We start from the raw sequence: 14,882 nt of genomic DNA, 5'->3' as shown, positions 1-14,882 counted from the left end.
GGCATCAACCTTGCCGTCTTTTTTTAATTTGACAAATGGTGTGAAAGATTGTAATCCTTCACATGCCATTTATTTTCATGGAATTTGATGTTGCTTAGGCACGCATTGACGAGCTTCGTATTTTCCAGGTTGATGTCGCCGTTTGAGATTTTTGACAGAAGGGCGTGTATCGCGGCTCCGTGTGCGACGATCAGCACTTTTTTGTCCGGATACCGCTCGCTGACCTTTTGAACGCCGGCCATCAGCCGTTCGGCAAGCGCTTCTTTTGATTCCTGATTCGGATATTCTTTATCGGGGTAGAGCCTCGTTCTTTCTTCGAATGGCATCCCTTCTGCATCTCCGTAATTCCTTTCGATGAAATCTTCCATTTCGATGATTTCAAGTCCCAGGTATTGATTGATGATTTCAGCGGTTTCTTTCGCTCTTCTTAAAGGGCTTGTAATGATGACGTCCCAGTCGGACCCTTTCAAAAACGCCCCGGTTTCTTTTGCCTGTTTTTGACCGGTTTCATTTAAAGGGATATCGGTTCTTCCCTGCAGTTTTCCTAAAGCATTCCAGTCTGTCTCGCCATGCCGGATCAAACAAATCGCAGTCATTCTGAAAAATCTCCTTTCGATGTCGGCTTTCGCGTTTTTCGGTGATATGGCTATTATACTAAATTTAAAAAACAGAACCACGAAATATGACTGGCACAGAACAACATTTACACGATTTTTTCATACAGGAGCGTAGCGCCGATTCTGCGGATTTGAAAACATCACTGAGCGTTGCCATTATGGCTGTGAATATATCTTTGACTTGCATAGCAGACTTTCAAATAACGTAATAGAATCAGGTTGCAAAAGCAAAATACACAGGCCATGAGTTGACCTGTGTACAGGAATGATTTATTTTTTTGTCAGCTCTACGAGAGAATCGACTGAAACCGCGACTTGTGACACGGCGGCATTCACATCTTGAAGGCCGCTTAAAAATGCCTGCAGATCGCCTTCGATTCGGCCGCTTTGCTCTTTGCTCGTTTTCATATTGGAGACGATATCATCGAATAGATGATTGATCTCCGACATCTTGTCTTTGCTTTCGTTCACGAGCTGGTTTACATCTGTAATATGCTTCGTGACGATCGAGATTTGCGCGTTTGTGTTATTGACGAGCTCAGATACGGTGGAGACGGTTTTTTTCGTATCATCGGACAGCTTTCTGACTTCGTTTGCGACGACTGCGAACCCTTTGCCGTGCTCCCCCGCTCTTGCAGATTCGATCGAGGCGTTGAGCGAAAGTAAATTCGTCTGCTCGGCAATGCCTGTTACGATTCCGAAAATCTTTTCGATCTGCAGTGCGATTTCTTCCAGCTTTTTAATTTCCTGCTCGATTTGCGTCATGCTGCTTCCCATTTGATTCAGCTGCTGTTCCTGCTCCTCAAGCTCCTTTTTTCCGCCGATCGATTTTTGTTCGACAGAAACAGCTGTCTTCGTTCCGGCTCTTGACGTTTCGGCGATTTCGGACGATTTGTCGACCAATTCCTGTACAGCGCCCGTTGTTTCGGCAAATATAGCGGACAAAGAACCGGAAGTATCTTTGATTTGCCGGTGAAGGTCATTTTTGCTCTCTTCATCAAGTCTGCGGAGCCTTGCATGCTCGTCTTCAAAGGCCTCGAGGACGATCTGCTGTTCGATGTTGAGAATTTTGGTGACGGCTTTGACTGACCGCCTGTATTCCTCATCGGATAATGCGTTTTCAAAAATTGACAGCATGGAAAGAAGGAGATCTTGAAATGCCCCCAGATACCACTTTGGCAAGAGCCCAATCCGAAGATGAACGTGGGCGATCCGGATCCTTTTTTCTAAAAAGGCTTCGTCGATGACACCTGAAAACATTTCCTGGATGTGGATCGTCAATGTCTTTTTGAGACGGTCAACTGAGCTGTGGTCATGGATGATCTCCATCAAAGAGTTTTCATGCTCAAGGTTTTGGTAAAACCGGGTGACGATGGTTTCGATATGTTCAGTGACTAAAGGCTTCAGCCTGCTCAGCACCCAAAGATCCTCATCCGTCAAATCGACCATTGCTAGCTGTTTTTTAAATTCTGCGTGCTGATTGAGCCTGATTCTTTTTGTTTGGTCAGGACCTTCTTCAGCAAAGAATGATCGTTCTGTCTTTCTATCCTTTTTGAATAACACGATCGTATCCCCCTGTAATCGTTAATGATAAAACTGCCGTTTTTATGAAATTTCCAGCATTTATCTTTTTATCGGCAATTTTTCATTACTTTTTAACTTGTACACCTCAGCTTTCCGGATCTTTCAAAGGTTCTACGGCAGGACCCTCGATGACATCGCCGTCGACCGAAAACCTTGAGCCGTGGCACGGACAGTCCCACGTCTTTTCTCCGTCGTTCCACTCGACTTCGCAGCCCATATGGGTGCATGTTGTGTCAACCAGATGAAGCTCGCCTTTTTCATCGCGATAAGCACCCGCACGTTTCCCGGCATGTGACACGACCGCACCTTCTCCGTTGACAAGGTCTTCCGGCTTCCTGATCGGCTGTTCGAGTTTTCCTTCGGCAAAGTGTTTTGCAACATCCGCGTTATAGGAAATGACTTTTTTGATGCTTGGATCCGGGTGGAAACGGGCCGGCTGAAAGACGGCTTGATAAGGATTGTCTTCGCCTGCGATATGGTCTGTCATCAGCTGCGCGGCGAGGGTGCTTGTTGTCATGCCCCATTTTCGAAAGCCAGTGGCGACGAGAATGCGCTTTTCTTTCGGATAGATCGGCCCGATATACGGAATTTTGTCAAGCGTGATTAAATCTTGCGCTGACCAGCGGTAAGGGATCGATTCAATGCCGAACACGCCTTCTGCAAATGATTCAAGCGCCTGATAATGCCTGATTGTATCCTCTCCCTGGCCGGTTTTGTGGCTTTCACCGCCGACAAGAACCATTTCTTCTCCGTCAATCGTCACCGAACGGAGCGAGCGTGAAGGCTGATCTATACTTAAATACATGCCGCCTGGATACGGCGTTTTCGGCTTGACGGCGAGCACGTATGACCGGCTCGGCTCAAGCCTTGCAAAATAGAAGCCTTTTTTATCATGAAACGGAAAGTGCGTGCAGCACGCGACATAATCGCTGAAGATTTGATGCCCGTTTCTTGTCAGCACTTTTGGCCGGTCGCCTTCTTTGATTTCTTTAGCCGCCGTGTTTTCGTAAATTTTTCCGCCGGCTTCCAGGACGGCCTCTGCAAGGTGTTTCAAATAGTGGAGCGGATGAAACTGGGCCTGGTTTTTCATAACAAGTCCTGCTTTCATATCGATTGGAACGGGGAGATCTTTGATGAATTCCCTGTCAATCCCGAGCTTTTGGTATGCCTCATATTCCTTTCTGATTTTTTGTACCGATTGTTCTTCAGTTGTGTAAATGCATGCGTCCTGTTCTTCAAAATCGCACGGAATCTTTTGCTCAAGCACGAGGTTTTTGATAAAGGACAGCGCCTTGAGGTTTGCTTCATAATACAGTCTCGCATTCGGCATTCCGATGTGCCCGATCAGCTCATCATAGATCAGATCATGCTGTGCGGTGATTTTGGCTGTCGTATAGCCGGTTGTTCCGTCGAGTATCCGCCCGGATTCGATCAAGATGACGCTGTAGCCTTTTTTCGTCAGTAAATAAGCAGTCGTCAGTCCGGTCATGCCGCCGCCGATGACGGCGACATCTGTTTTGACATCTTCAGACAGTTCTTCGAACTTAGGAAGATCTGTACTGTTTCTCCAATACGATTCAGGCGAGTCCGGCAGTTTTTGTTCTTGATTGCTCACAAAGTTCCCTCCATCATCCATCTGTTTTGTTCTTAAATTTTCCCAATTGAGAAATATTCATGCATGTGAAACGGCTTGTCATAAAAAAGGGGCGTTTTCATAAAATAGTAAGGTTGAATCGATGTGAAGGAGGGAATCGTTTTGAGCAAGCAGCCGAAGAAAGTACTGCCTCCCCAGCACCAAACGCAGCGTCCGGGATTGGAGTATTTGATGGATCCCCGGCCCGTTTTTGACCGGCCGAAACGAGAGCGGAAACTGGCCGGGAAAACCGCGATTATTACGGGAGGAGACAGCGGAATCGGCCGTGCCGTATCCGTTTTGTTTGCGAAGGAAGGCGCGAACATTGTCATTGTCTACTTAAATGAACACCGCGATGCAGAAGAAACAAAGGGGTATGTGGAAAAAGAAGGGGTCGGATGCAAGCTGATCGCAGGAGACATCGGAGACGAGGCTTTTTGCAACGATATTGTGCGCCAGGCAAAGGAAGCATTCCCAACGATCGATATACTCGTCAATAATGCGGCTGAACAGCATCCGCAAAAGGGAATCGAAAAAATTACAAGCCATCAGTTGATCCGAACGTTTCAGACGAATATTTTTTCAATGTTTTATTTGACAAAAGCTGTGCTGCCGCATTTGAAAAAAGGCAGCTCAATCATCAATACCACTTCGATTACGGCTTATGCAGGCAATGAAAGGCTGATCGATTATTCTTCGACGAAAGGAGCGATTACATCATTTACGCGTTCGCTCGCTTTGTCGCTTGTCGATCAGGGCATCCGTGTGAACGGGGTGGCGCCGGGTCCGATTTGGACGCCGCTGATCCCATCGACGTTTACGGAGAGAGAGGTCGAAATATTCGGTTCAACAACGCCGATGGAACGGCCCGGACAGCCTGCTGAAGTGGCGCCGAGCTATTTGTTTCTAGCCAGCGACGATTCTTCCTACATGACGGGCCAAGTGCTCCATGTCAACGGCGGAACGATTATTAACGGATAAAAAGGCCGGGACTATTTCATAAGCCGGCTTTTTCCGCGTAAAAAAGCCAATCCGGGAGGGATTGGCCGTCATGCGTGCTTTTTCAGCGCTGTATATTCTCTTGAAAGCTCAAGGAAAGATTGCTTATCTCCTTTGTCTAATGCTTCATTAATCTTCTTGTTCAGCGTGTGCAAACGCCGTTTAAAAAGCGATTCATCAAGGACCATTTGAATGTAGATATCCGTGATGGTTACATCAAGTTCTTTCACCTTTTGGGTATTGCGGGACTTCATGAGCTCAGCGTACGACTTTTTCTCTTTCATAAAGATTCCCCCTGATGCCTTTTTTATAGTATATGGATTACGCAACAAAAAATCAATAAGTATTTATAATTTTTAGATAATTATTCGAAGATGCGTGTTTATGAGAATAAAAGTTTGTATATTTAGACAAAGAAACACGGATTTAATCGAACAAAACATAAAAATGCCATTTTAAAAACATATTTTCAAATTAATTGGAAAAAATCCTGTCGTTTTGTAAAGGATAATGTTAGATTAATAGTATAAATTTACTAACGATTAGGAGGATCATGATGAGCACAGAGGATATGACAAAAGATACGTATGAAGTAAACAGTTCGACAATGGCTGTCCTGCCTCTGGGAGAGGGGGAGAAACCCGCCTCAAAAATACTCGAGACCGACAGGACTTTCCGCGTCAATATGAAGCCGTTTCAGATCATCGAAAGAAGCTGCCGCTATTTCGGGTCGAGCTATGCGGGGAGAAAAGCGGGCACATATGAGGTCATTAAAGTTTCCCATAAACCGCCGATCATGGTAGATCACTCAAACAATATTTTTCTTTTTCCCACATTTTCCTCAACTCGTCCTCAGTGCGGGTGGCTTTCCCATGCGCATGTTCACGAGTTTTGCGCGGCAAAGTATGACAACACGTTTGTCACGTTTGTCAACGGGGAAACGCTGGAGCTGCCCGTATCCATCACATCTTTTGAAAACCAGGTTTACCGAACGGCATGGCTGAGAACAAAATTTATCGACCGGATTGAAGGAAACGCCATGCAGAAGAAACAGGAATTTATGCTTTATCCGAAGGAAGACCGGAATCAGCTGATATACGAATTCATCCTCAGGGAGCTGAAAAAGCGCTATTGATCGGGAGCGGCTTTGAATAAATAGTACTCAAGAAGCGCGGATACCTGATTGCGGATGCGGGGATTAAAATAGTTATGCTCTTCTTCGTATCCTTCATATATAAAGGAGTACATCGTAAAGGCTTCGTCCCGTGACACTTCGTGCACCTTGATTTTCCGCCGGCGCAGTTCATTTTTCACGTCGTACAGATCGCGCTGGGCAAGCTTTAACGCCTGTTCGATCAGACGCTGATAGGGGTCTTTCAGCTTGAATGGCCCCTGCTGGATGATTTTCATGTCCCGGTTTAATATGCTGACGGTCATCGGGAGGTAAATCGCCTTTTCAATCATATCCCTGGCTTCAGCGGGAATTCTTGTCATGGCTTTTCTCCTCATTTCTTTTGTTGATAAGGAACGTTTGTTCTGTTTTTATTTTACACGAAAGACGGCCTTTTAATCAAGAACGGGAAAAAATGACTAAAATGATCAAGTTGTTTCAGACTAATACAGAAAACACCGAGACGGATGATTTAAAGTTTTTGATTTAAAGTGTAGAATAGAAGTAGACAACCGCCCTGAGGAGAATCAATGTTGGAGCAATTATTCAGCTATTTTACAGAAGAGAATTTAACAGAGTTTTTTCAGAGCTACAGGGCTTTTGGTCCTTTTGTAGCCGTTCTGCTGCCGTTTATTGAAGCGCTGCTCCCGTTTTTACCCCTGCTCGTGTTTGTTGTCGCCAATGTAAATTCGTTCGGTTTATGGCAGGGGTTCTTGTTGACGTGGATAGGGGCATCTTTAGGCTCTATAGCAGTTTTTCTTTTTATCCGCCATTTCGGCCAGCAAAGAGCACTCGGTTTTATCCGCAGGCATCCATCCGTAAAAAAACTGATGATCTGGGTGGAAAAACGGGGCTTCGGTCCGCTGTTTCTCCTGCTTTGCTTTCCATTCACGCCTTCGGCTGCGGTAAATGTTGTGGCAGGACTTTCGAGAGTCAGCCTGCTGCCTTTTTCACTGGCGGTGCTTTGCGGCAAGTTCGTGATGATTTTTATGGTGAGCTTTGTCGGCCATGATCTGAAGGCGCTTTTTACCCAGCCTTTGCGGACAGCTGCCGTGATCATCGTCATGCTGATCTTATGGTACGCCGGAAAACGGGTTGAACATCGTCTGAACGTGAGATTCAGCCAGAGAGAGAAAGACTAGGGGGACACAGAATTGAAAAAGCGTTTTTTGGTCATAGCCGGGGTGCTGCTTGTCATCGTCGTCGGAATTCAGGTCAAAAATGCCGTTTTCATTGAATATAAAGTAGAAGGCGTCAGCATGAATCCGACCTTTCAGGAGGGCAACGAACTTTTGATCAACAGGTTCGCCCACCACTTTAAAACAATCAGCCGATTTGACATCGTGCTGTTTAAAGGACCTGACAAAGATATATTCATTAAAAGGGTGATCGGGCTTCCGGGTGAAACCCTCCGGTATGAAGATGATCAGCTGTATATCAACGAAGAAAAGATCAAAGAGCCTTATCTGGACGATTTAAAGGCCGTCACTGCCGGAGGGGACTTGACAGGGGATTTTACGCTGAAGGAAGTGACCGGAGAGGAAAAGGTGCCTGAAAATGAGTACTTCGTCCTCGGGGACAACCGGATCCACAGCTTTGACAGCCGCCATTTCGGCTTTGTTTCAGACCGGGACATCGTCGGGATTGTGACGGAAAGAATTGATAAAAAGTGATTGGAGAATGCGGCGGAAAGCAAGCGCCCGGCCGAAAGGAATACGATGTCGCAATTGTCGTGTCCGAGCAGAACAGCATCAAAAAAGACGTATTCGCAAGAAAAGCCCGGGATTCCGGGCTTTTTTTCTTGCTATTTCAGTTTGATCGCATTGATTCGTTTTTGCAGCTTCGTTTTTTCGGCGGATGCTTTCAGCTTGCTGACCGCTGATTGCGCTGCCGATTTTGTTTTTTTCGTTCTCTTTTGTTCGGCCGTTTTAACTTTGGCTTTCGCCGCTGCCACTTTTTTGTTATAGGCTGACGCGGCTTGCATTTTCGCGGTGTTCAGCTTTTTTTGCAGATTTGATTTGTCTTTTCCGGCAGGCAGCTCATTAATCGCTTTTTGCGCTTTGCCGAAGTTTGAGTCTGTGGCCGCTTTTTCAGCTTTGGCAACGGCCTGCTTTGCGGTGTTCAAGAGGCTTGAGCGGACCGCGTTGATCCGTTTTTGCAAATTCGTTTTGAAAGTGCCGCTGTCGAGTTCATTGACCGCTTTTTGGGCTGCGTCGGCATTGTTTTTCTTTTTTTGCTTCTCTGCGAGTTTTACTTTGCTTTCGGCTGTCTTTTTAAGCTGCTCTTTAACAGCATCGAGCCTCTTTTTCAAAGCGGTTTTATCGGCGTTTGCAGGCAGCGGTTCGATCGCTTTTTGCGCGGTTTGAATGTCCGCTTTTTTCTTTGTCTTTTCCGCTTGTCCGACTGCTTTTTGCGCTTTCTCCAACGGCTGTGTGATCTCTTTGAAGCGGATTAATCCATAGCCGAACAAATGATCACGGCCGGGAGCGCCCAAGTCGCTTGTATAAATCTGCATTTTCTTGCGCAGCTCAGCATTTGAAGCGGTTGGGTACAGCTGTTTCAAAAGAGCAAACATTCCGGCTACGTGCGGCGTTGCCTGTGAAGTGCCGCTTCCGATTGCATAGCCGCGGTCGGAAGATGTACTGATAATCGATGTGCCGGGAGCGGCAAACTCGACGGCGCTGCCGGTGTTGGAAAATGAGGCGATCTGATTTTTTTCGTTGGTGGCCGAGACGGCAATGACGCTGCTGTAGGCGGCCGGGTAATAAACGGATTTTCCGTTTCCGGCATTTCCGCTTGCACCGACTAAAATCATTCCCCGTTTGTATGCTCTATCTACTGCATCGTGGAGAACTTGACTGTCGCCTGAAACGACGAGGCTCATATTGATGATATCGATTCCGTGCTGGATCGACCAATCGATGCCTTGTAAGATGCCTTTCAGATCCCCCGAACCATTCCGGTCCAGCGCTTTTACGGCATACAGTTGCGCGCCGGGCGCGATGCCGTCGATCCCCCGTCCGTTATGCTTCGCTCCGATGATTCCGGCAACATGTGTTCCGTGGCCGTTATCATCACGGTATGAAGCGGTATAGCCGACCATCGATGCACCGCCTGCGATTGACAGCTCTTCATGGGGGGAAATCCCGCTGTCAATAACCGCAATTTTCACCTGTTTCCCGGTCAAACCTTTATTCCAAGCCAGTGCGGCTTGAATCGGCTTGATGTTCCACTGTGAAAACGCGGAGGCGGTTTGCGCTGTGCTGCTGGAGACAGCTTTTAGAACGTTGCTGTCGGCAGCAGCTACTGGGAGGTTGTCTTCGACATACAGGACGTCGGGATCTTGTTCAAGTTCCCGCACTGTTTTGTCGTCCGCAGTAACAGCAGCTGCGGGAATGTGCCGGTAAACGTGTTCTACCGTGTCTGCTTGATCGATGACGTTTTCTTTTCCGCTGGCATTTTTATATACGACAATGACTTCGTTTTCCTGCTTATTGCTTTCCGCTTGAATGCGGGGTGAATTTGCGGAAAAACCGACGAACATTGCAGCGGACACCGCGATTTTCCATAACTTTCTCATCCGGCTCTCCTCCTTATTTAGCGGCATTCGCTATATATATCGGAGAATTTTTGGATTTTCAAAGAGAAAGAAAGCCGATCTTAAGGGCGCTCGTCGTGCAACTCAGTTCTTGAAATGTTAAGAACGCTGCTATATCAACGTTTGGGGAGCCTTCCTGTTTATTTGGGAAGTGCTTTTTTTAATAAATTGTAGGTTTGTTTAAAAAAGAGCCATCTTTTTTACCTGATTGCTTTTATAGAAATGAGAGAGCTGGGAAAAATAGGACTAGTTTCTATCGATGAATCTTTCATCGATATTTTTAAGCAGATGCCTTTTGTCTAAAATGTATAATGTTACTTTTGTTTTTGTTGAAAGTGAACAATGTTATTGACTGGCTTATAACCTACAATTTAATTAAATAATAAAAAGGGAGTGTGTCATACCGTGGAAAAAACAAAGAAACATGACCCCGATTATTACAAAAAGATCATTATTGCATTGTGTTTAGGGTGGGTAGCTATTTGGATTTATCGTACAATCCTTACGCCAATATATCCACAGATTCAAGAATCATTAGGACATATTAGTGATACACAAATGGGGTTGGTTGCTTCTATTTATTTCTTTGCCTATACGGGTATGCAAATTCCGTCAGGAGCACTTGTCGATAAATTTGGACAGAAAAAGGTGTTAATTCCTGCATTTATCGTCTTTGCGCTGGCTGCATTTGTAATTGGCACAAGTTCAACTATCATGCAAGTATACATTGGTTCGTTATTGGCTGGTATTTCGACTGGTTCATATTACGGTGCAGCCTTTTCCTTATCAGCCAAACATACGCCAAAAGATAAAAAAAGCTTTTCCAATGCGATAATAAATAGCGGATCAGCATTAGGAATGGTAATTGGACTAATCGGATCATCGGTTTTAGTAGGCGGTTTTGAAATTCAATGGAATTATATGCTTTTTATAACAGCTATCGTTATCGTAGCTGTAACATTTGTGTTTGTGTTGTTTATTAAACAAGATAAAACATCAGACAAGGAAGTGGCTGAAGAGAAGAAAGACGCCGTACAAAGCACAGAGATTCTAAATGAAAGCTTATTTTCTCCAAGACAATTAGTTGTATATTTTGTGTATTTTGCAACATGCTATGGCTATTATATGATTGTCACTTGGCTGCCATCCTTCCTTGTAGCAGAAAAAGGATTTGCTCAAGGCTCAGTAGGATATGTAGCTGCACTAGTTGCAGTCACTGCAGTGCCTGGTGCTTTGATATTTACTAAATACATAGATAAACATGCACATTTGCGTCTGCGTTTAATTTTATTTCTATTAATTGCTGCGGCAATCACAATTAGTTTGACAGTATTTGCACCAAATCCTGCAGTGCTGTATATTGCATTAATTTTATATGGCTTATTAGGTAAACTTGCGATTGATCCAGTTTTAATAACCTATGTATCTGATTCCGTATCAGGAGATAGAGTGGCCAGAGCATTAACTCTCTTTAACTTCTTTGGAATGAGCTCATCTGTTATTGCACCAACACTTACTGGTTATATTGGTGATGTAACCGGCTCGCAAGTATTAGCATTCTATATTGCAACCATCCTTCTCGCAGCAGCAGCGTTGCTATTTTTCCTTGTGGTTATGTTAAGACAGAATAAAACAGTAGCTAACTAAATAAATAGAAAAGAAAACTTCCGGTGGTTCTACTTTTGATTTACAACGATATTTTCTCTGAAGCAAATAATGCTAATCGAATGCTCAGGGATGTATCAGGAGATTCTACAGATTGACCTAATATTTCTTCGCATTTTTTAATACGATATTTCACAGTATTACGGTGAATGAAAATATCCTCTGAGGTCTTTGTAAGATCACATTGGTTTGCCATATAGACATTTAACGTAAACCTTAGTTCTTTTTCCTTCGTTGTTTGGGGATAAGCTAATGGACCGAGTGTATAAATGATAAATGGTTTTAATTTATTCGTTGGAATGAGTTGTAATAATTCTTCTACGCTTTTAGATTTATAGGGCTCTACAAATTCTATTTCGCCTTGTTCATATTTATTATCATAAGCCTCATTCGCTTCGAAAAAAGACAGTGGTAATTGTGAAAGCTCGGAGACCTCATTACCAATGCCAAATGAAAGGGAGCTATTAAAAAATAGCTGATACTCTTTTTGGATATATCTGCAGTATTCCAAATAATAATGATGTCTTCTTTGTAAAAGTATCGTAAATCTGCGTTCACCCTGAGACATATATATACTAATGGAAGGGTCAATCCCAGTAAACTTATGCGTTAACCACTCAAAAGTCATCTGATATCGCTCATTTAAGTAGGCGCTATTTTCTACATTCTTTTCTTTGTCTATCCCGCAAATCATCACTTGGTAGAATTTAGAGGGTTGAATGTGATATTTTTTTAAAAGGTCGGTGTGTTGTGTTAGTGATACAAGGTTATCAGGATGTTCGGACATCAGAGATGTAAAAAAATGGTTCGTATCCTGCTGCTCTGCTTCTTTGATTTTACTATTTTTGTAAATTGTGAGACTAAGTGTGTTAACTGCTTGTTCTATTGTTAATAAACTAAACGGATAGTTGAGCAAATTAACATTTGAAATCATTAGATAATACGGAAAATATTTAAATGCAGGAACCTTAAATATAGCATATTCTTCCTGGAAAACACCATTGTGATTTGGTTCGATTTGCTCTGAATTTAAATATCTTCGGAAATAATTGAGGTTTTTTTGAACATGTTCTGAGTGTTGATGAAAGTGATGACTCGCTGACTCAACTTGATGAAAAGAATTTAGCAGCATGACAGGAACCTTTATAAGTCTACTTAAACGTTCAATCATCATGTTCAGGCTTAACCCTTGCATAAGCATAGCATTTAACTCTTGTTGGATATCTAATGCGAAGTGTAATTTTTCTGTTTCTTCATCCAGGATAAATGACGATATATGATGAGTAATGGATCCTAAATTCCAACTTTCCGGAATTTCAATAATTGGGAATTTTAATTTGTTTGCAAATGCAATAACCTCATCATCTAATTTTTTTAAAAATCGGGATAGCTTGATACCTAGACCAGCAACTTGTATATCATTTAACTCACTAATAAGACTGATTAGTCCGGATTGATCATCCTGATAGCTCATTCCTGTTGTGACGATAAGTGAGTGCGGCGTTGTAAAATTTTTAATATCAGGCGTTTCTGTAATATCAACCATTTCTACCACTCGTTCCAAATCGCCCTGCTCATTCAGCAATGTTAAATCTGAAAATTGTAGTACAGATAATATTTCTTTTAATGTTGTCATAAAGGCTGCCTCCTTATCTTTGTTAGAAAAAGATAAAATAAAAATGAAATATGTCAGATGTTACAAGGATAACTTTTCAATCTGATCGTACACTGTTTTTGAAGGTAATTATACGTATAATCCTTTAGTTAAAAATATTAAAGGAGAATCATTAATGCTTGAACATGATTCTTCGTTTTTTGAAAAGTGTGATTATAACAAAGATATCATGCCGAAGATCACTTGAACAAAGAATTTCATCCTCATTTACTTTTTTTAACGTTGGGGGTGGGACTAGTGCATAATATTCCGGATTATATAGCTGTTGGTGATGTTTTATATCACCGTTTCAAGCAACGATATCACTTGTCGGATAGCCTTATGACTTGTTGCAAACGGATACACAGGTTCAAAATATGGCGTCCCGTTTTCATTGATAGTGGGGCGGGGTTGCCATTTATTATTCTTGATCATTAACTTTGCTATCGGTGAAACATTAAATAAGTGCTATCTTAAATTTAATGATTTGCATTTTTGGTGGTTTGGCTATCCGGGGGATTAATGCTGGCGGTTGCGAAAGGCAGTATTTTATATCCAACCATTAAAAGAGGAGGATGATTTTAATGAATTTTGATTCAATTATCAAAAATGGATTAGTCATTCTGGAAAATGGTGAACAAGAAGTCGAAGTAGGGATTAAAGATGGCAAAATCGCAGCAATCGGTCAGGATTTGGGTAAAAGTGCAAAAATTATCGATGCAAAAGGATCGATTGTATCTCCGGGTATGGTTGATGCACATGTTCATATCACAGAGCCGGGCGGCGGCTATCGTGATGAATGGGAAGGCTATGACACAGGAACACGTGCCGCTGCAAAAGGCGGTGTCACGACGATCATCGAAATGCCATTAAATCAAGTGCCAGCAACGGTAGATGAGGAATCTATTCAAGTAAAATTTAAAGCTGGGAAAGGAAAATTATCTATAGACGTTGCGAGTTACGGCGGTTTAGTACCATTTAACTTGGATGGGGGTATTCAAGAGTTAGATAACAATGGTGTTGTTGCATATAAATGTTTTTTAGCAACATGTGGTGACCGTTCTATAGAAGGAGATTTCATGAATGTGGATGACTATTCCCTTTACGAAGGTATGAAACAAATTGCGAAGACAGGCAAAATATTATCTATACACGCTGAAAATGCTGCAATTACGGACAAGTTAGGGGAAATAGCATCTAAAAATGGTGAAACCTCCTTACGTGCTTATGTAGATTCTCGACCCGTATTTACTGAAGTAGAACCGATTAGAAAAATAATTCTATTTGCGAAAGAAACGGGATGTCGTGTACACATCGTTCATATAGCTTGTGAAGAGGGCGTAGATGAAATTGTCAAAGCACAACAGGAAGGGGTCGATATTACATGCGAAACATGTACACACTATTTATATTTCTATAAAGAAGAACTGGATCATATCGGACCAGTTGCAAAATGTTCTCCGCCAATTCGTGAACAATCACGCTTAGAAGGCATGTGGAATCGGGTATTAAACGGAGATATTTCATTCGTAACATCAGACCATTCACCATGTACCCCAGACTTAAAAGCTACGGATAATGCATTTGAAGCTTGGGGGGGTATCGCAGGTGTACAAAATAATGTTGACATATTATTTGATGAGGGTGTGCAAAAACGTAATATGTCATTATCCAAATTTGCAGACATTATTGCTACAAACCCTGCGAAACGTTTTAATCTAATGTCAAAAGGCAGTATTGCAGTAGGGAAAGATGCGGATTTTGTATTTATTAAGAAAGATGCACCTTATGAATTAAAAGCTGAGGACCTAGCATATCGACACAAAATTAGTCCGTATATTGGCCGCAAAATTGGTGCTCAGGTAGTGAAAACAATCCTTCGTGGTGTCGAAATCTATGATAAAGAAAAAGGGATTTCAAATGAAAAAGTAGGAAAATTTATTCCTTGAGTGACGGAATAG

At 42.9% G+C, this 14,882-nt stretch carries 13 protein-coding genes and 1 pseudogene; 6 read left to right on the top strand and 8 right to left on the bottom strand.

The window, feature by feature from the left end; all coding sequences use genetic code 11:
* Positions 1-23: 23 nt before the first annotated feature.
* The 4 genes and pseudogenes from M1E03_RS15825 to M1E03_RS15810 all read right to left on the bottom strand — a co-directional run bounded on the left by M1E03_RS15825 (position 24) and on the right by M1E03_RS15810 (position 3,837).
* Entirely contained in the window at positions 24-596 is a 573-nt protein-coding gene (locus M1E03_RS15825) for a histidine phosphatase family protein (RefSeq protein WP_020450824.1), read from the bottom strand.
* A 291-nt stretch (positions 597-887) separates the two neighbouring features.
* On the bottom strand, positions 888-1,685 hold the full coding sequence (locus M1E03_RS15820; RefSeq protein ID WP_458110807.1) for a methyl-accepting chemotaxis protein: 798 nt from the start codon (positions 1,683-1,685) through the stop codon (positions 888-890).
* A gap of 9 nt (positions 1,686-1,694) precedes the next feature.
* A pseudogene (locus tag M1E03_RS15815) lies at positions 1,695-2,066 on the bottom strand (protoglobin family protein); the annotation flags it as partial.
* A gap of 220 nt (positions 2,067-2,286) precedes the next feature.
* On the bottom strand, positions 2,287-3,837 hold the full coding sequence (locus tag M1E03_RS15810; protein ID WP_051303784.1) for an FAD-dependent oxidoreductase: 1,551 nt from the start codon (positions 3,835-3,837) through the stop codon (positions 2,287-2,289).
* Positions 3,838-3,957: 120 nt separating this feature from the next.
* Between M1E03_RS15810 and M1E03_RS15805 the strand changes: the two genes are divergently transcribed.
* The gene (locus tag M1E03_RS15805; protein ID WP_020450827.1) at positions 3,958-4,815 is read left to right on the top strand and encodes an SDR family oxidoreductase; all 858 of its coding nucleotides are present in this window, start codon (positions 3,958-3,960) and stop codon (positions 4,813-4,815) included.
* 68 nt (positions 4,816-4,883) lie between these two features.
* On the opposite strand, the gene M1E03_RS15800 is transcribed toward M1E03_RS15805, so the two are convergent.
* Positions 4,884-5,117: an IDEAL domain-containing protein gene (locus tag M1E03_RS15800; protein WP_020450828.1), complete on the bottom strand. Its 234-nt coding sequence runs from the start codon at positions 5,115-5,117 to the stop codon at positions 4,884-4,886.
* A gap of 272 nt (positions 5,118-5,389) precedes the next feature.
* On the opposite strand from M1E03_RS15800, the gene M1E03_RS15795 reads away from it, so the two are divergent.
* Positions 5,390-5,968 (top strand): competence protein ComK, encoded by a 579-nt coding sequence (locus M1E03_RS15795; RefSeq protein ID WP_026579946.1) that lies wholly within the window; start codon positions 5,390-5,392, stop codon positions 5,966-5,968.
* Here M1E03_RS15795 and M1E03_RS15790 read toward each other — a convergent pair.
* Complete coding sequence (locus M1E03_RS15790) at positions 5,962-6,327, bottom strand: hypothetical protein (protein WP_105980857.1); 366 nt, start codon at positions 6,325-6,327, stop codon at positions 5,962-5,964. The two genes, M1E03_RS15795 and M1E03_RS15790, sit on opposite strands and share 7 nt — an antisense overlap.
* A 207-nt stretch (positions 6,328-6,534) precedes the next feature.
* Here M1E03_RS15790 and M1E03_RS15785 point away from each other — a divergent pair, with 207 nt between their 5' ends.
* Together M1E03_RS15785 and lepB are read left to right on the top strand one after the other, a co-directional pair.
* The gene (locus M1E03_RS15785; RefSeq protein ID WP_020450831.1) at positions 6,535-7,146 is read left to right on the top strand and encodes a TVP38/TMEM64 family protein; all 612 of its coding nucleotides are present in this window, start codon (positions 6,535-6,537) and stop codon (positions 7,144-7,146) included.
* Positions 7,147-7,158: 12 nt separating this feature from the next.
* Positions 7,159-7,677 carry a signal peptidase I gene (gene lepB, locus M1E03_RS15780; RefSeq protein WP_020450832.1) on the top strand — a complete coding sequence of 173 codons (519 nt, stop codon included), beginning with the start codon at positions 7,159-7,161 and terminating at the stop codon, positions 7,675-7,677.
* Positions 7,678-7,808: 131 nt separating this feature from the next.
* Here lepB and M1E03_RS15775 read toward each other — a convergent pair whose 3' ends face one another.
* Positions 7,809-9,584 carry a S8 family serine peptidase gene (locus M1E03_RS15775; RefSeq protein ID WP_458110503.1) on the bottom strand — a complete coding sequence of 592 codons (1,776 nt, stop codon included), beginning with the start codon at positions 9,582-9,584 and terminating at the stop codon, positions 7,809-7,811.
* A gap of 423 nt (positions 9,585-10,007) precedes the next feature.
* Here M1E03_RS15775 and M1E03_RS15770 point away from each other — a divergent pair, with 423 nt between their 5' ends.
* Positions 10,008-11,249 carry an MFS transporter gene (locus M1E03_RS15770; protein WP_020450834.1) on the top strand — a complete coding sequence of 414 codons (1,242 nt, stop codon included), beginning with the start codon at positions 10,008-10,010 and terminating at the stop codon, positions 11,247-11,249.
* A gap of 40 nt (positions 11,250-11,289) precedes the next feature.
* Here M1E03_RS15770 and M1E03_RS15765 read toward each other — a convergent pair whose 3' ends face one another.
* On the bottom strand, positions 11,290-12,903 hold the full coding sequence (locus tag M1E03_RS15765; RefSeq protein ID WP_458110502.1) for a PucR family transcriptional regulator: 1,614 nt from the start codon (positions 12,901-12,903) through the stop codon (positions 11,290-11,292).
* A 602-nt stretch (positions 12,904-13,505) separates the two neighbouring features.
* Between M1E03_RS15765 and allB the strand changes: the two genes are divergently transcribed.
* Positions 13,506-14,870: an allantoinase AllB gene (gene allB, locus M1E03_RS15760; protein WP_059231173.1), complete on the top strand. Its 1,365-nt coding sequence runs from the start codon at positions 13,506-13,508 to the stop codon at positions 14,868-14,870.
* Positions 14,871-14,882: the final 12 nt, after the last annotated feature.

The sequence above is a fragment of the Bacillus sp. PK6-013 genome, assembly GCF_054161445.1.
Note: the sequence above shows the minus strand (reverse complement) of the source record. Positions and strands in the feature narration are given on the sequence as shown.